The 16,810-nt window shown below is 71.7% G+C and carries 13 protein-coding genes; 9 read left to right on the forward strand and 4 right to left on the reverse strand.

Annotated features, from left to right (window positions below; all coding sequences use genetic code 11):
- Window positions 1-193: 193 nt before the first annotated feature.
- Entirely contained in the window at window positions 194-3,568 is a 3,375-nt protein-coding gene (locus AB0I52_RS12905) for a pyruvate carboxylase (RefSeq protein WP_363071791.1), read from the reverse strand.
- A 465-nt stretch (window positions 3,569-4,033) separates the two neighbouring features.
- On the opposite strand from AB0I52_RS12905, the gene AB0I52_RS12910 reads away from it, so the two are divergent.
- Window positions 4,034-4,864 (forward strand): IclR family transcriptional regulator, encoded by an 831-nt coding sequence (locus AB0I52_RS12910; RefSeq protein WP_363072043.1) that lies wholly within the window; start codon window positions 4,034-4,036, stop codon window positions 4,862-4,864.
- A 91-nt stretch (window positions 4,865-4,955) separates the two neighbouring features.
- Here AB0I52_RS12910 and AB0I52_RS12915 read toward each other — a convergent pair whose 3' ends face one another.
- Window positions 4,956-5,540, reverse strand: a complete 585-nt coding sequence (locus tag AB0I52_RS12915) for a flavin reductase family protein (protein ID WP_363071793.1) — start codon at window positions 5,538-5,540, stop codon at window positions 4,956-4,958.
- A gap of 301 nt (window positions 5,541-5,841) precedes the next feature.
- On the opposite strand from AB0I52_RS12915, the gene AB0I52_RS12920 reads away from it, so the two are divergent.
- Genes AB0I52_RS12920 through AB0I52_RS12950 form a run of 7 tightly spaced genes read left to right on the forward strand, consistent with a single transcriptional unit; the run spans window position 5,842 to window position 13,660 of the window.
- Window positions 5,842-6,708, forward strand: a complete 867-nt coding sequence (locus AB0I52_RS12920; protein WP_363071795.1) for an alpha/beta fold hydrolase — start codon at window positions 5,842-5,844, stop codon at window positions 6,706-6,708.
- Entirely contained in the window at window positions 6,705-8,411 is a 1,707-nt protein-coding gene (locus AB0I52_RS12925; RefSeq protein WP_363071797.1) for an FAD-binding protein, read from the forward strand. Before AB0I52_RS12920 ends, AB0I52_RS12925 begins: the two co-directional genes overlap by 4 nt.
- The gene (locus AB0I52_RS12930) at window positions 8,408-9,445 is read left to right on the forward strand and encodes a ferredoxin--NADP reductase (protein WP_363071798.1); all 1,038 of its coding nucleotides are present in this window, start codon (window positions 8,408-8,410) and stop codon (window positions 9,443-9,445) included. Before AB0I52_RS12925 ends, AB0I52_RS12930 begins: the two co-directional genes overlap by 4 nt.
- A gap of 57 nt (window positions 9,446-9,502) precedes the next feature.
- Window positions 9,503-10,411 carry an acetaldehyde dehydrogenase (acetylating) gene (locus AB0I52_RS12935; protein WP_363071800.1) on the forward strand — a complete coding sequence of 303 codons (909 nt, stop codon included), beginning with the start codon at window positions 9,503-9,505 and terminating at the stop codon, window positions 10,409-10,411.
- Between the two features lie 29 nt (window positions 10,412-10,440).
- Complete coding sequence (gene dmpG / locus AB0I52_RS12940) at window positions 10,441-11,499, forward strand: 4-hydroxy-2-oxovalerate aldolase (RefSeq protein WP_363071802.1); 1,059 nt, start codon at window positions 10,441-10,443, stop codon at window positions 11,497-11,499.
- Between the two features lie 8 nt (window positions 11,500-11,507).
- Complete coding sequence (locus AB0I52_RS12945; RefSeq protein WP_363071804.1) at window positions 11,508-12,692, forward strand: acyl-CoA dehydrogenase family protein; 1,185 nt, start codon at window positions 11,508-11,510, stop codon at window positions 12,690-12,692.
- A gap of 38 nt (window positions 12,693-12,730) precedes the next feature.
- Window positions 12,731-13,660, forward strand: coding sequence for a VOC family protein (locus AB0I52_RS12950; RefSeq protein ID WP_363071806.1), 930 nt, complete (start codon window positions 12,731-12,733; stop codon window positions 13,658-13,660).
- 290 nt (window positions 13,661-13,950) lie between these two features.
- On the opposite strand, the gene AB0I52_RS12955 is transcribed toward AB0I52_RS12950, so the two are convergent.
- Both AB0I52_RS12955 and AB0I52_RS12960 read right to left on the reverse strand, forming a co-directional pair.
- On the reverse strand, window positions 13,951-14,220 hold the full coding sequence (locus tag AB0I52_RS12955; RefSeq protein WP_363071808.1) for a ferredoxin: 270 nt from the start codon (window positions 14,218-14,220) through the stop codon (window positions 13,951-13,953).
- A complete protein-coding gene (locus tag AB0I52_RS12960) occupies window positions 14,220-15,380 on the reverse strand; it encodes a Rieske 2Fe-2S domain-containing protein (RefSeq protein WP_363071810.1) in 1,161 nt (386 codons plus the stop codon). Before AB0I52_RS12960 ends, AB0I52_RS12955 begins: the two co-directional genes overlap by 1 nt.
- 267 nt (window positions 15,381-15,647) lie before the next feature.
- Here AB0I52_RS12960 and AB0I52_RS12965 point away from each other — a divergent pair, with 267 nt between their 5' ends.
- A complete protein-coding gene (locus AB0I52_RS12965) occupies window positions 15,648-16,808 on the forward strand; it encodes a steroid 3-ketoacyl-CoA thiolase (protein WP_363071812.1) in 1,161 nt (386 codons plus the stop codon).
- The last annotated feature ends 2 nt before the right edge of the window (window positions 16,809-16,810 follow it).

Consider the following 16,810-nt stretch of genomic DNA (forward strand, 5'->3'; position numbering starts at 1 on the left):
CAACGAGTACAAGAAGGCCGACAGCGACCACCTGCTGGAGACCACCGGCCGCGAGCTGCGCAAGCTCATGAGCTGGGTCAACGACGACGACGCGTGACAGCACCCGGCCGTCGGACGTCCGGCCCCCGGTGCGCGCAGGCGCCCGCGGGGACCGGACGCCGCGCTGTCCGGGGCCGGAGTCCGGTCCGGTGGCTCAGGCGGTCTCGATGAGCAGATCGCCCGCCTCGACCTGCTGGACCCTGCCGATCGCGAGGCGTCGCACCACCCCGGCGGCCTGGGCAGTGATCGAGGCCTCCATCTTCATCGCCTCGATGGTGGCGACTGTCTGACCGGCCGACACCGAGGCGCCCTCCTCCACCTGGAGGGTGACGACCCCGGCGAACGGCGCCGCGACATGGCCCGCGTTGCCGCGGTCCGCCTTCTCGGCGGCCTTGACCTCGGTGGCGACGGACCGGTCCCGCACCGACACCGGACGCAACTGCCCGTTGAGGGTGGCCAGTACGCTGCGGTACCCGCGCTCGTCGGCCTCGGAGATGGCCTCCAGCTCGATCAGCAGGGTGACACCGGGGTCGAGCGTGACGGTGTGCTCGGTCTCCGTCTCCAGCCCGTACAGGAAGTCCTGGGTGGGCAGGACGGAAGTGTCCCCGTACGTCTCGCGGTGCGCGTCGAACTCCTTCGTCGGGCCCGGGAACAGCAGCCGGTTCAGGGTCGCGCGCGGCGACTGCTTCAGCCCCTCGCGGTCCTCGTCCGACAACCGAGGCGTCGCGGACTTCGCCGGCCGGCCCTGGAGCGCCCGGGTGCGGAACGGCTCGGGCCAGCCGCCGGGCGGGTCGCCCAGCTCGCCGCGCAGGAACCCGATCACGGAGTCCGGTACGTCGAACTTGCCCGGGTCGGACTCGAAGTCGGCCGCCTCCACCCCCGCGCCCACCAGGTGCAGCGCCAGGTCGCCGACGACCTTCGAGGACGGCGTCACCTTCACCAGCCGGCCCAGCATGCGGTCGGCCGCGGCGTAGCAGTCCTCGATGAGTTCGAAGCGGTCGCCCAGGCCGAGGGCGATGGCCTGCTGGCGCAGGTTGGACAGCTGACCGCCGGGGATCTCGTGGTGGTAGATCCGGCCGGTGGGCGAGGCGAGTCCGGACTCGAAGGGGGCGTAGACCTTGCGGGTCGCCTCCCAGTAGGGCTCCAGGTCTCCGACGGCCTGGAGGGAGAGGCCCGTCGCGCGCTCGGTGTGGTCGGTGGCGGCCACCAGCGCGGAGAGCGGGGGCTGGCTGGTGGTGCCGGCCATGGAGGCGACCGCCGCGTCCACCGCGTCCACGCCCGCGTCGATGGCGGCGATCAGCGTGCCGAGCTGCCCGCCGGCCGTGTCGTGGGTGTGCAGATGGACCGGCAGGTCGAACCGCTCGCGCAGCGCGGTGACGAGGGTGCGGGCGGCGGGCGGGCGCAGCAGCCCGGCCATGTCCTTGATGGCGAGCACATGGGCGCCCGCGTCCACGATCTGTTCGGCCAGACGCAGGTAGTAGTCCAGTGTGTACAGGGTCTCGCCGGGGTCGGAGAGGTCCGCGGTGTAGCAGAGCGCCACCTCGGCGACCGAGGTGCCGGTGGCGCGTACGGCGTCGATCGCCGGACGCATCTGGGACACGTCGTTGAGGGCGTCGAAGATCCGGAAGATGTCCATTCCGGCGGTCGCGGCCTCGGCGACGAACGCCTCGGTGACCTCGGTGGGGTAGGGCGTGTAGCCGACCGTGTTGCGGCCGCGCAGCAGCATCTGGGTGCAGATGTTGGGCACGGCCTCCCGGATCTTCACCAGCCGTTCCCACGGGTCCTCTGCGAGGAAGCGCAGCGCCACGTCGTAGGTGGCACCTCCCCAGCATTCGAGGCTCAGCAGCTGCGGTGCGGTCCGGGCGACGTGGGGTGCGACGGCGAGCAGGTCCCGGGTCCTCACCCGGGTGGCCAGCAGCGACTGATGGGCGTCGCGGAACGTCGTGTCGGTGACGGCGACGGCCGACTGGGCGCGCAGCTCGGCGGCGAAGGCCTCCGGGCCGAGGGCCGCGAGGCGCTGCCGGGAACCGTCCGGCGGTGTCCCGGCCGGCAGGACCGGCAGTTTGTCCGCCGGGTCGATGACGGAGGGACGGGGGCCGTACGGCCGGTTGACGGTGGTCTCGGCGAGGTAGCCGAGCATGCGGCTGCCGCGGTCGGCCGAGGGGCGGGCCCGGATCAGCTCCGGGTGTTCCTCGATGAAACTCGTCGTGATGTGTCCCGCCCGGAAGTCGGGCTGGTCCAGCACGGCGCCCAGGAACGGCAGGTTGGTCGCCACACCCCGGATGCGGAACTCCGCGATGGCCCGGCGCGCCCTGCGGGCCGCGTTGGTGAAGTCGTGTCCGTGGCAGGTGAGTTTGACGAGCATCGAGTCGAAGTGGGCGGACACCTCCGCGCCGGTGTGGACGGTGCCGCCGTCCAGCCGCACCCCGGGTCCGCCGGGGGAGCGGTAGGCGGAGATGGTGCCGGTGTCCGGCCGGAAGCCGTTGGCCGGGTCCTCGGTGGTGATGCGGCACTGCATCGCCGTGCCGTTGAGGGTGATGTCGGCCTGGGTGAGGTTCAGTTCGGGCAGCGTCATGCCCGCCGCGATGCGGAGCTGGGCGATCACCAGGTCGCGGCCGGTGACCTGCTCGGTCACGGTGTGCTCGACCTGGATGCGCGGGTTCATCTCGATGAAGACGTGGTTGCCGCGCTCGTCGACGAGGAACTCGACCGTGCCCGCGTTCACGTAGCCGATGTGGTGGGCGAAGGCGACGGCGTCGGCGCAGATCCGGTCCCGCAGCTCGGGGTCGAGGTTCGGGGCGGGCGCGATCTCGACGACCTTCTGGTGGCGGCGCTGGAGCGAGCAGTCCCGCTCGTAGAGGTGCACGACGTTGCCCTCGGCGTCGGCGAGGATCTGCACCTCGATGTGGCGGGGGTTGATCACCGCCTGCTCCAGGAAGACCGTCGCGTCGCCGAAGGACGAGCGTGCCTCGCGCATGGCCGCGTCGATGGACTCGCGCAGTTCGCCGGCCTCGGCGACCCGGCGCATGCCGCGTCCGCCGCCGCCCGCGACGGCCTTGACGAAGACCGGGAAGCCGATGCCGTCGGCGGCGGCGACGAGCGCGTCGACGTCCTCGGAGGGTTCGGAGGACTTCAGGACCGGCACGCCGGCCTCCCGGGCGGCGGCGACCGCCCGGGACTTGTTCCCGGTCAGGTTCAGCACCGAGGCCGGTGGTCCGACGAACGTGATGCCGGCCGCGGAGCACGCGGCCGCGAGGTCCGGGTTCTCCGACAGGAAGCCGTAGCCCGGGTAGATCGCGTCGGCGCCCGCCTTCCGGGCGGCCTTGATGACCTCGTCGACCGAGAGGTAGGCGCGCACGGGATGGCCGGTCTCACCGATCCGGTAGGCCTCGTCGGCCTTGGCCCGGTGGAGGGAGTTGCGGTCCTCGTGGGGATACACGGCCACCGTGGAGATCCCGAGCTCGAACGCCGCGCGAAACGCGCGGATCGCGATCTCTCCACGGTTGGCGACCAATACCTTGTCGAACATCAAACTCCCCAGTCGTGTCACGAGCGCGTGGCGTCAGGACGGGCGATGTCGCACGGGTGCGCCGGTGGGCGTCCCGTGGTCACTCGGCGGCGGACTGCTCCGTGGATTCTCGGGCCCGAAGCGTTCGACACCGTACCGGAGACCTACCCAGAGATCGCGGACACAGAGGATGGTCTGCGTCACGTGGGACGGACCCGGAGATTTCCCGGTTCATGACGGTTCGTCGGCAATCGACCGGCTCAACGGTGCGCAGGCGCCCGGTCGTGCGGCGGCGGGGGCCCGCAGGGCCGGCGGTGCCCCGCGCGGCGAAAAGAGGGTGCGCGCATGTCTTCACTGGGCTCGGGGGGCGCTGTTACATTCCGGAAAACAAGAATTCATTTCAGTCTGTGACTGGAGGCTCCCATGACGGCTGTCCATGAGGCTCTCGATGTGCATGTGCCGGACCGTCGCGAGCTGCCACCGTCGATGGTCGAGCGGGTGACGCTGATCATGGACGTCTTCGAGGGCCGGACCGCCCGGCTGTCGCTGGAGGAAGTGGCCAGGTCCACGCGGCTGCCCCGGTCGACGGCGCACCGGATACTCGACCAGCTCGTACGGCTGCGCTGGCTCGAACACACCGGACTCGGCTACGGGCTCGGGCGCCGCGCCCTCGGCCTCGGCGGCGGGGACGGCGCGCACAGCAGGATCCGTGAGGCCGCCGCCGCCCGGCTGCACCACCTGCAGATCAAGACCGGCCTGGTCGTCCATCTGGCCGTCCTGGACGGTGCGGAGGTGCACTACCTCGACAAGGTCGGCGGCCGCTTCGCCGCGGCGGTCCCGTCCCGCGTCGGCGGCCGGGCCCCCGCTCATTCGACCGCGCTCGGCAAGGCCATGCTGGCCTGGCTCGAACCGGAGGACGTCGAGGCCAGGGCGGCCGGTGCCATCGGCCGGCTGACCCGGCACACCATCTCCGACCTCGGCACCCTCCACCAGGAACTCAACCGCATCCGGCGCCGTCACGGCCTGGCCTTCGAACGCGGCGAGTGCTTCCCCGACATCGCCTGTGTCGCCACCGCCGTGCGCGGCCCCGAGGGGCCGGTCGCGGCGGTCTCGCTGGTGGGGGATGCCCTGTCCCCGCTGGAGAAGGTCGCACCGCTGGTCGTGGACGCGGCCCGGCAGGTGTCCCGCGAACTGTTCCCCGAGCCGCAGGCGCCGGTCAGGGGGGCGCGGCGTGCGGCGGCCGCGCCGGAGGAGACCTGGTCCCCGCAGGCCATGGACCGGCTGCTGGCCGCAGGACAGTACGGCGACTGGCAGTAGAGCGCGGGCGGCCTCCGGGCAGTGGACCGCGGTCCGCCGGCAGGAGGCCGTATACGGAACGGGGGCCCGGCCCACCGGCGTCCGCCGCTCCTCACCCCCAGTGGTCGCCCCAGCCCCACGGGTCGGGGACCGCGGCCACCGGGCCCCCGACGCCGAAGCCGCCGCGGAAGAAGAGCATCGGCCGCTGATCGGTGACGGCCTCCAGAGCCAGGACCCGGCCCACCACCACGTCGTGGTCGCCCGCGCCGCGCACGTCCTGGACATCGGCGTGCACCCGGGTCAGGACGCCGGGCAGCGACGGCGTTCCCCAGCGGGACACCTCCCAGTCCAGCCCCTCGAACTTGCGGCCCCGAGCCGACCCGAACCGGCCGCAGAGGTCCGACTGTTCCTCGGCCAGGATGTTCACGGCGAACCGCCCCGACTCCCTGATCCTCGGCCACGCGCGCCCCCGGTGGTCGGCGCAGAAGAGCACCAGGGCCGGTTCGAGCGACACGGACGCGAAGGACTGGCAGGCGAAGCCGGCCGGATCACCGTCCCGGCCGATCCCCGTCACCACCGTGACCCCCGAGGCGAAGGTCCCCATGGTGCGCCTCATCCGCAGGGGCGTCGGCTCGGTCTCCTCACCAGCCTCGGTCTCCTCACAGGCCTCGGGCGCGGACAGGGACTCTGCGGTCATCGGGTTCACCTCGACGGGGACGGTGCGGTGGTGTGCCCGGGGCCGGGCAGGGGGCCGAAGCTAGGACACCGGCCGGGCCCGCCGGGAACGCGCTCCCGATCAGTGGAACGCCGCCTGCCGCGGGGCCTCCGAGGCCGCCGGCGGCCCCGTGACCGTGCGCATCCCGCTGACCGAGACGGCCGCCGCGCACTCCCTCGGGGCGTGGCTACCGTCCAGGAACTGTGCGCACGGCACCCACGGCCGCACGGACCCACCTGGCCAACCGGCCCACCGAACACCGAGGTCAATCGAGGCAGGGATGATGACGGAGCTGAGCCACGACTCCACATTGCGCGAGCTCGCGACCGATCAGGGCGTGCTGCGCTACCACGAGGCCGGCGACGGCCCGCCCCTGCTCCTGTTGCACGGATCCGGACCCGGGGTCACGGGCTGGCGCAACTACCGGCACAACCTGGCCGCGTTCGCCGAGCACTTCCGCTGTCTCGTCCTGGAGTTCCCCGGGTTCGGGGTCAGCGACCCGGCCGACGGCCACCCCATGGCCACGGCCGCCGCGTCCGTGACCCGGTTCCTGGACGGGCTCGGCCTCCGGCGGACCGACATCGTCGGCAACTCCATGGGCGGCATCGTCGGCACGAGGTTCGCCCTCGCCCACCCGGACCGGGTACGCCGCCTCGTCACGATCGGCGGCATCGGCCGGAACCTGTTCAGCCCGGGGCCCGGCGAAGGCATCAAGCTCCTCACGGAGTTCACCGACGCACCGACCCGCGAGCGCCTGATCCGCTGGCTCAACTCCATGGTGCACGACCCGTCCCTGGTGACCGAGGAACTCATCGAGGAGCGGTGGGCACAGGCCACCGACCCGGAGACGCTCGCCAGTGCCCGGCTGATGTACGGCAGCGAGGCGTTCGCCGCACGGGCCGCCGACGCCGCCGCGGCCGACGAGCAACCGTACTGGACCATGCTGCACCGGCTCCGGGCGAAGACCCTGCTCACCTGGGGCCGCGACGACCGGGTCAGCCCGGTCGACATGTCGATCCTGCCGATGCGCACCATTCCGGACGCGGAACTGCACGTCTTCCCCGACTGCGGGCACTGGGTGATGATCGAACAGAAGGCCGCCTGGGAGAGCGCGGTCCTCGCCTTCCTCACCCGCGAGGACGCGGCGTGAGTGCCGGGGCCCGGGAAGCCTGGGACGAGGAGTTCGACTTCGTCGTGGTCGGCAGCGGCGGGGGCGGCATGGCCGCCGCACTGACCGCGGCCGACAGCGGCCTGACCACCGTCGTGGTCGAGAAGGGCGCGATGTACGGCGGCACGACCGGGATCTCCGGCGGCGGTATCTGGATCCCCAACAACCCGACCCTGCGGGCCAGGGGCCACGACGACAGCCGGGCCTCCGTGCGCCGCTACCTCGACCGGCTCACCGGTGACCGGGTACCGGGCGCCCGCCTCGACGCCTACGTCGACCAGGGACCGGCCGCGATGGAACTGCTCGGCAGGAGCCGCTGGTTGCGCTTCTTCTGGGTCAAGGGATACGCCGACTACCACCCCGAGTACGAGGGCGGCCGCCCGCTCGGCCGGTCCGTCGAGGCGCTGCCCTTCGACACCCGCGAGCTCGGCGAGGACGAGAGGCACCAGCGGCCCAACAGCCTCAAGGGCCCGCTCGGACTGTGGATCACCGCGAAGGACTACCGGGACCTCGCCATGGTCAAGCGGACCTGGCGCGGCCGCTGGGCCTCCGTGATCGCCGCCTGGCGCGTCTCGTCCAACATGGTGCGCCGCCGCCACATGGCGACCGGCGGCCGGGCACTGGTCGCACGGATGCGCATGGCCCTCAAGGAGGCCGGAGTCCCCGTGTGGCTGCGCAGCCCGATGACCGGGCTCGTCACCGACCCGGGCGGCAGGGTCACCGGAGTCGTCGTCGACCGGGACGGCAGGTCTGTGCGCGTCGGCGCCAGGCACGGCGTTCTCCTCGCCACCGGCGGTTTTGACCACAACCAGGAGATGCGCGAGAAGTACCTCCCAGAGGGCGGCCGGGACAACCACAGCGCCGGAGCCGTCGAGAATGTCGGCGACGGCATCATCGCCGGTCAGGAACTCGGTGCCGCCCTCGACTTCATGGACGACGCCTGGTGGATGCCGTCCGTGCACCACCCGTCCGGGGCGACGGTTCCGCTCGTCTCCGAACGGTGCATCCCCCCATCGGTGATCGTCTCCGGCGACGGCAGGCGCTTCACCAACGAGTCCTCGCCGTACGTGAACTTCGTTCACGACCAGATCGAGGGCGGGCACACACCCGCATGGTTCGTGATGGACGCCAAGGCCCGCGCCCGCTACCCGTTCGCCCAGATCCTGCCCGGTATGCCGTTCCCCAGGGCGTTCTACGAGAACGGCACCGTCCACCGCGCGGACAGCATCGCCGAACTCGCCCGGATGATCGAAGTCCCCGAGGACGCGCTCACCGCCACCGTCGAACGGTTCAACGGCTTCGCCCGGACCGGCCGGGACACCGACTTCGGGCGCGGCGACAGCGCCTACGACCGCTACTACGGCGACCCGACACTCAAGAACCCCAACCTCGACCGGCTCGACCGGGCCCCCTACTACGCGATCCGGATCGAGGTCGGCGACCTCGGCACCAAGGGCGGACTCGTCTGCGACGAGCACAGCCAGGTCCTGCGCGAGGACGGTTCGGCCATCGCCGGGCTGTACGCCACCGGCAACACCTCCGCGTCCGTGATGGCCAACGAATACGCGGGACCGGGCGCCACCATCGGCCCGTCCATCGTGTTCGGCTACATCGCGGCCCGGCACGCGGCCACCGCCCGCGCGGCCCCGTCCGCCGGGGCAGGCAGCACCGGAGGCGCGCCATGAGCCCGGCGCCGCTGACCGTACGCGTCGTCAAGGTGATCCGGGAGACGGACGACGCGCACTCGCTGGTCCTGGAGCCCGCCGACGGGGACCGGGACGCGTTCGCCTACGAACCGGGCCAGTTCCTCACCGTCCGGGTGCCGTCCGAGCGCCCCGGCGGAGCCGCCCGCTGCTACTCGCTGTGCAGCTCCCCGGTACGCGACCAGCAGCTGAAGGTCACCGTCAAGCGCACCGCCGGCGGCTACGCCTCCCACTGGATCTGCGACCACGTCACCGAGGGCGACACCCTGGAGGTGCTGCGTCCCGCGGGCACCTTCACCCCCGCCTCGCTCGACGGCGACTTCCTGCTGCTCGCCGCGGGCAGCGGCATCACGCCCGTGATGTCGATCCTCACCTCCGCCCTGCACGCGGGGACCGGCACCGTCACCCTGCTCTACGCCAACCGCGACGAGCGATCCGTGATCTTCCGCGACGAACTGGCCGCCCTGGAGAGGGAGTACGGCCACCGGCTCACGGTCCTGCACTGGCTGGAGTCCGTCCGGGGCCGCCCCACCGCATCCGGTCTTTGGGCCCTCGCCGGCCCGTACGCGGGGTGCCCCGCCTACGTCTGCGGGCCCGGCCCCTTCATGGACCTGGCCACCGGCGCGCTCACCGCACTGGGCGTGCCACCGCGCCTGATCACGGTGGAGCGGTTCACCTCGCTGTCCGGCGACCCGTTCGCCGAGCGCGAGCCCGTGCCGGAGCGGGACACCACCGGGCCCGCCGGCACGGCCGAGGTGGAACTGGACGGGGTGCGCCACACCGTCCGATGGCCGCGGGACACACCGTTGCTCGACGTGCTGCTCGCCGCCGGACTGGACGCCCCGTACTCCTGCCGGGAGGGCAGTTGCAGCGCCTGCGCCTGCGTCCTCACCGAGGGCGAGGTGGCCATGGAACGCAACGAGGTCCTCGACGCGACCGACCTCGCCGACGGACTGATCCTCGCCTGCCAGGCGCGCCCGCTCAGCGACCGGCTGAAGGCCACCTACGACGGCTGAGCCACCCCCTCCGCACCTGTTCTCCCGCTCCCACTCGACCCGGATGAGGTTCGAACCGTGACCAAGGCGACCGCCGCGATCGTCGGATCCGGCAACATCGGCACCGACCTGATGTACAAACTCCTGCGCTCGCACGACATCGAGCCGCGCTGGATGATCGGCATCGACGAGCAGAGTCCCGGCCTCAAGCGCGCCGCCGACCACGGCCTGCACACCAGCGCCGACGGCGTCGACGCCCTGCTGGCCGGCGAGGAGCGGCCGGACCTGGTCTTCGAGGCCACGTCCGCGTACGTCCACCGGGCCAACGCACCCAAGTACGCCGAACTCGGCATCCAGGCCATCGACCTGACACCCGCCGCGCTCGGCCCGGCGGTCGTGCCGGCCGTCAACCTCGGCGACCACCTCGACGCGCCGAACGTCTCCCTCATCACCTGTGGGGGACAGGCCACCATCCCGATCGTGCACGCCGTCTCCCGGGTCACCGAGGTCGCCTACGCGGAGATCGTCGCGAGCGTCGCCTCGCCGTCCGCCGGCCCCGGTACCCGCGCCAACATCGACGAGTTCACGCTCACCACCAGCCGGGGCATCGAGACGATCGGCGGCGCCGCCAAGGGCAAGGCCATCATCATCCTCAACCCGGCCGAGCCGCCGATGCTGATGCAGGACACCGTCTTCTGCGCCGTCCCCACCGACGCCGACCGGGACGCCGTCACCACGTCGATCACGCAGACCGTCGCCCGCGTCGCCGCGTACGTACCCGGCTACCGGCTGCGCGCCGAGCCGCAGTTCGACGATCCGACCGCGGTCAGCGGCGGGTTCGCCCGGGTCGCGGTGTTCATCGAGGTTGAGGGCGCGGGCGACTTCCTGCCGCCGTACTCCGGAAACCTCGACATCATGACCGCCGCCGCCACCAGGGTCGGCGAGGGCTTCGCCCAGCGGATCACCGCCCGCCGCGCCGGCGCCTGACCGCCCGCACACCGAGGAGTACACGCGTCATGCCCTACAGCTCCGACCTGGACATCCGGGTCACCGACTCGTCCCTCAGGGACGGATCACATGCCAAGCAGCACCAGTTCACCGTCGACCACGTCACCTCCGTAGTCGCCGCACTCGACGACGCGGGCGTCCCCGTCATCGAGGTCACGCACGGCGACGGTCTCGGCGGGTCCTCCTTCAACTACGGCTTCAGCCACACCCCCGAACAGGAGCTGATCAAGGCCGCGGTGAAGACCGCCCGCCGGGCGAGGATCGCCTTCCTGATGCTGCCCGGCCTCGGCCTCCAGGACGACATCCGCGAGGCCGCCGACAACGGCGCCGCGATCTGCCGGATCGCCACGCACTGCACCGAAGCGGACATCGCCGTCCAGCACTTCGGTCTTGCCCGCGAACTCGGCCTGGAGACCGTCGGCTTCCTGATGATGTCGCACAGCCGGCCGCCCGGGGAACTGGCCCGGCAGGCCCGCATCATGGCCGACGCCGGCTGCCAGTGCGTCTACGTGGTCGACTCCGCGGGCGCCCTCGTCATGGAGCAGACCAGCGACCGTGTCGCCGCCCTGGTCGCCGAACTCGGGGACGACGCCCAGGTCGGCTTCCACGGCCACGAGAACCTCGGCCTCGGCGTCGCCAACTCCGTGCTCGCGGTGCGCGCCGGGGCCCTGCAGATCGACGGATCGACCCGCCGCTTCGGTGCGGGCGCCGGCAACACGCCCGTCGAGGGATTCGCCGCCGTCGCCGAGAAGCTGGGCATCCGTACCGGCATCGACGTACTGAAGATCATCGACGCGGCCGAAGACGTGGTGCGGCCCGTCATGGACGGCGAGTGCCTGCTCGACCGGCTGTCCCTGACGATGGGCTACGCGGGTGTCTACTCCAGCTTCCTGAAGCACGCCGCCCGTCAGGCCGCCGCCTACCAGGTGTCCGGCGCCGAGATCCTCATGGAGGCAGGCCGCCGCAAGCTCGTCGGCGGCCAGGAGGACCAGCTCATCGAGATCGCGGTCGCCCTCGCGGCGCGGAACCGGGCCACGACCGCCGCCCAGAACTCCCCGGGGAAGTGAGAACAGCCATGACCAATCCGGTACTCGAAGCCGTCGAAGCACGCGCCGACGAGATCCGCGCTCTCGGCCCCGCCAACGAGGCGCTCGGCCGGCTCGACGACCAGGCGGCGAAGATCCTCCGCGATGTCGGCGCGATCCGCATGCTCCAGCCCAGGACCCACGGCGGCCTCGAACGGCACCCGCGCGAGTTCGCCGAGACCGTCATGAGGATCGCTTCCCTGGACGGGGCCACCGGCTGGGTCGCGGGCGTCGTCGGCGTCCACCCGTGGGAGATGGCGATGGCCGACCCCCGGGTCCAGGAGGAGATCTGGGGCGAGGACCCCGACACCTGGATCGCCTCCCCGTACGCCCCGATGGGGCTGCTCAGGCCCGTCGACGGCGGCTACGTCTTCAACGGCCGCTGGCAGTTCTCCTCCGGCACCGACCACTGCCGGTGGATCTTCCTCGGCGGTTTCCTCGCCGACGGCGACGGGAACCGGATCAACCCCCCGCAGTCCGTCCACGTCATCCTGCCGCGCGCCGACTACGAGATCGTCGACGACTCGTGGGACGTCGTCGGGCTGCGTGGCACCGGCAGCAAGGACGTCATCGTCAAGGACGCCTTCGTGCCCGCCCACCGCGTCATCGAGTACGCCAAGGTCGTGGACGGGTCCCTGGCCGCCGAGTCCGGGCTGACCAACCCCGCCTACCGGCTGCCGTTCTCCGCCGCGTTCCCGCTCGGCATCACCGCCGCCGTGATCGGGATCTGCGAGGGCGCACTCGCCCGCCACCTCGACTACCAGCGCGACCGGGTGCAGATCACCGGCCAGGCCGTGCGGGACGACCCGTACGTCCTGTACGCCGTCAGCGACGCGGCGGCCGAGATCGCGGCCTCCCGCTCGGCGCTCCTGGACAACGTCTGCCAGATGTACGACGCGGTGGCGGCCGGCCAGGAGATCAGCTTCGAGCGCCGGGCCGTCGGCCGGCGCACCCAGGCCGCCGCCGCCTGGCGGGCGGTCCGCGCGGTGGACGAGATCGTCGCCCGCTCCGGCGGCAACGCGATGCGGCTGGACAACCCGATCCAGCGGTTCTGGCGCGACGCGCACACCGGTCTCGCGCACGCCATCCACGTACCGGGCTCGGTCTTCCACGCCTCGGCGCTCACGGAGATCGGCATCGAGCCGCCGCACGGGCCGATGCGCTCGATGATCTAGAAACCTTCTGCTCGCAGCGGGATCAGAGAGGAACGCACATGACGCAGATCCGCGGACTCGGATACCTCCGGGTCCAGACACGTGACATCGACCGCTGGCGCGAACTCACCGTGGACGCCCTCGGCTTCGCCGAGGGCTCGGGGCCGGACCCCGACGGCCTGTACCTGCGCATGGACGAGCGCCGCGCCCGGCTCGTCGTCCTGCCCGGCGACAGCGACCGGGTGCTGTCGGTCGGCTGGGAGGTACGGGACCAGTTCGCGCTCGCCGCCGTGGGCCGCGCTGTCGAGGCCTCCGGTACGGCCGTGAAGCCGCTCTCCGCCACGGAGGCCGACGACCGGGGCGTGGAGGAGGGCATCGTCTTCGACGACCCGGCCGGAGTGCCCGTCGAGGTGTACTTCGCCCCGGTCCTCGACCACAGCCCCGTCCTGACCGGGTTCGGCCAGCGGTTCGTCACCGGCGGCCAGGGGATGGGGCACGTGGTGCTGCCCACCACCTGCGCGGACGAGACCGTCGCCTTCTACACCGAGGTGCTCGGCTTCCTGCCGCGCGGCGGCATCCGGCTCAGCGGCCGGTCGCCCGACGCCCCGCCCCGCCGGGTGCGCTTCATGGGCGTCAACGAACGCCACCACAGCCTCGCCGTCTGCCCCGCCCCGCACGGCGAGGAACCCGGACTCGTGCACCTGATGGTCGAGGTGGACAGCCTGGACGCGGTCGGCCGCGCCCTCGACAACGTGGGCAAACGGGGGTTCTCGCTCTCCTCCACGCTGGGCAGGCACACCAACGACAAGATGGTGTCGTTCTACGTACGCGCGCCCGGCGGCTGGGACATCGAGTACGGCTGCGACGGGATGCGCGTCGACGAGAGGCACTACACGGCCGAGGAGATCACCGCCGACAGCTACTGGGGCCACGACTGGTCCGGCTCCGAGCCACTGGCCGCCTTCACCCCGCCCGGCAAGGCCACTTGACGTCCGTCCGGCCGGAGGCACCGATCCACTCGGTGATCACGACCGCGCGCTCCCCACCGGATGTCAGGTGGATGTGGGCCGTGAGCCACTCACTCATCAGGGCCGTACGGGCAGCGGGCTGAACGAGATCGCGAAACCGTGTCATGGTCATCAACCCTCCCGCCTCAACCGCACTTGAGGTCACGAGGGCGGGTTCCGGCGGGCTCGACCGCGAGACGTCACGAGGGTTCGAGACCGGCGGGGCGGGGGCAGCCGGCCGTGCCGCCGGCCCGGCGGGGCACGGCCGGTGATCATCGGGTGCCGGTGGCGGAGCCGCCCCCGTCCGCGAGCTCGATCGTGCCCCGCAGCGCGGCCTCGCGGATCGTGTCGCGCAGCGACCCGCAGCCCTCGAAGGAACTGCCGCCCGGATCGCGCTCCGCGCAGAGCGCCATGGCCCGGCCGTCCCACTGCACACTCGTCTGCTGCCAGCTGCTCTTGCGGACCAGCACCTGCGCCGCGCACCGCTCACAGGCCAGCGACCGCATCGGTGCGCCGTCGGCGAGCCGGTTGTCCACCCGCATCAGACCGGCCCGCCCTCGGCGGCGGCGGCCTTGCGGGCGAGGTTCGCCTCGACCTCCTTCTGCCACGCCTCGACCGGCCGCGTGGTGTCCAGCTCGAACTCGAAGCGGTCGGTCATCTCCGGCTTCACGTCGGCCACGTCCACGTAGAACTGCTCGTACCAGCGGCGCAGTTGGTAGACCGGGCCGTCCTCCTCGCAGAGCAGGGGGTTGTCGATCCTCGCCTTGTTCTGCCAGATCTGGATGTCCTGCTCGAAGCCGAGCTTGATGAACTGACCCATGCCCGAGGCGAGTTCATCGGCGGCGTCGCCGGCCATGGACGGTGAGCGCTTCACGATGATCCCGTACTGGAGCACGAACCGGTCGGCGTCGACGGGATAGTGGCAGTTGATCAGCACCGACTGCGTGTCACCCGTCTCGTAGTGGTAGGTGAGGTCGTCGATCATGAACGACGGGCCGTGGTAGGAGGCCACCGAGTTGCTGCCGGTGGTCTTCGGCTTGTCGTCCTGTTCCTGGGGACGGGCGTCGGGGCGGCCGGTGGCGCGCATGTGCTGGGTGGCGGTGTGGCCCTCGAAGACGTTCTTGAAGTACGTCGGGAAGGAGTAGTGGACGTAGAAGAAGTGGGCCATGTCCACCACGTTGTCGACGACTTCGCGGCAGTTGGCGTCGATGACGGTCTCGTACCAGAGCCAGTCGGTCCACTCGTCGCTCGTCGCCCCCTCGATCCGGGGGATGGTCACGCCGGCGGGCGGGGGATTGCCCTCCGGGTCGTTCCAGACGAAGAGCATGCCGTCCTGGTCCAGCGTCGTCCGGGCCGCCGTGCGGGCCCGCAGCGGCACCCTCTTGGAGTACGGGATCTGCTTGCAGCGGCCGTCGCCGCCCCACCGCCAGTCGTGGAACGGGCAGGCGACCTCATCGCCCTTGACGGTGCCCTGCGAGAGATCGCCGCCCATGTGGCGGCAGTAGGCGTCCAGGACGCTGAGCGTGCCGTCGCCCGCCCGGAACACCACGAGCTTCTGGCCGAAGGCCCGGACCGAGTGCGGTTTGCCGTCCTTGAACTTCTCCGCGAGGCCCAGGCAGTGCCAGCCGCGCGCGAAACGCGTGGGTGCCGCAGTGGCTTCGATGGCCCTGACGTCGTCGTGTGCCGACTCGACTGCGCTCACGTTGCTCTCATCCCCTTTGCGACGCTTGGTCTCCAGGGTCCGGACGCTAGGCGCGTACACCGGCGTGCGGGCGGGGGAGTCCCACTGACCGGTACCGGCGCTCCTGGGACCAGGCGCACCCCGGGTGCCGGTCCGTGGGGCACGGCCGTGCCTCGGGCGGGCCGAGCCACTGAGCGGGACTGACCCTTGCCTATTTCGAGAACAAATTCTAGTTTTCCTCCATCAGTGTTCCGGCCCCAACGGGCCCCTCACCCCTTACGGAGAGCCATGACCGAGGCCGTCATCGTCGAAGCCGCACGGACACCGGTCGGCCGCCGCCGCGGTGTCCTGTCCGGACTCCACCCGGCGGAACTCCTCGGGCTCGCCCAGAAGGGCCTGGTGGAGCGGGCGGGCATCGCGCCCGGCACCGTGGAGCAGGTCATCGGGGGCTGTGTCACCCAGGCCGGCGAACAGTCCAACAACGTCACCCGCGGCGCCTGGCTGCACAGCGGACTCCCGCACACCACCGCGTGCACCACCGTCGACTGCGCCTGCGGATCGTCCCAGCAGGCCGTGCACCTGGTCGCGGGCCTGATCGCCGCCGGCGCCATCGAGACCGGCATCGGCTGCGGCGTCGAGTCCATGAGCCGGGTCTTCCTCGGGGCCGCGCTGACCCCCGGCAACGGCTCCCCGGTGCCGGACAGCTCGTCCCTGGACATGCCCGACCAGTTCACGGCCGCCGAACGCATCGCCCGCAACCGGGGCATCACCAGGGCCGACGCGGACGCCCTCGGCCTCGCCTCCCAGCAGAAGGCCGCCCGCGCCTGGGCCGAAGGACGTTTCGACCGGCAGATCATCGGGATCCGGGCCCCCGTCACCGGCCCCCACGGGCCCACCGGCGAGACCGTGTCCGTCACCCGCGACCAGGGGCTGCGGGACACCACCGCCGAGGCCCTGGCCGCCCTGCGCCCGGTCCTCCCCGACGGCATCCACACCGCCGGGAACTCCTCCCAGATCAGCGACGGCGCCGCAGCCGTCCTGCTCATGAGCCGGGAGCGCGCCGCCCGCGAGGGACTCCGCCCCCGCGCCCGCATCGTGGCCTCCGCCATGGTCGGCTCCGACCCGTACTACCACCTCGACGGGCCGGTCGCCGCGACCGAACGCGTCCTGCGCACGGCCGGGATGACCCTCGCCGACATCGATCTCGTCGAGATCAACGAGGCCTTCGCCTCCGTGGTCCTGTCCTGGGCGCAGGTCCACAAGGCCGACCTGGACAAGGTCAACGTCAACGGCGGCGCCATCGCGCTCGGTCACGCCGTCGGCTCCACCGGCGCCCGGCTCATCACCCAGGCCCTGCACGAACTGGAACGGACCGGGAAGTCCACCGCGCTGATCACGATGTGCGCCGGTGGAGCGCACGCGACCGCCACCGTCATCGAACGCATCTGAGG

The sequence above is a fragment of the Streptomyces sp. NPDC050423 genome (genome assembly GCF_040655445.1).
In the GTDB taxonomy this organism is placed as follows: domain Bacteria; phylum Actinomycetota; class Actinomycetes; order Streptomycetales; family Streptomycetaceae; genus Streptomyces.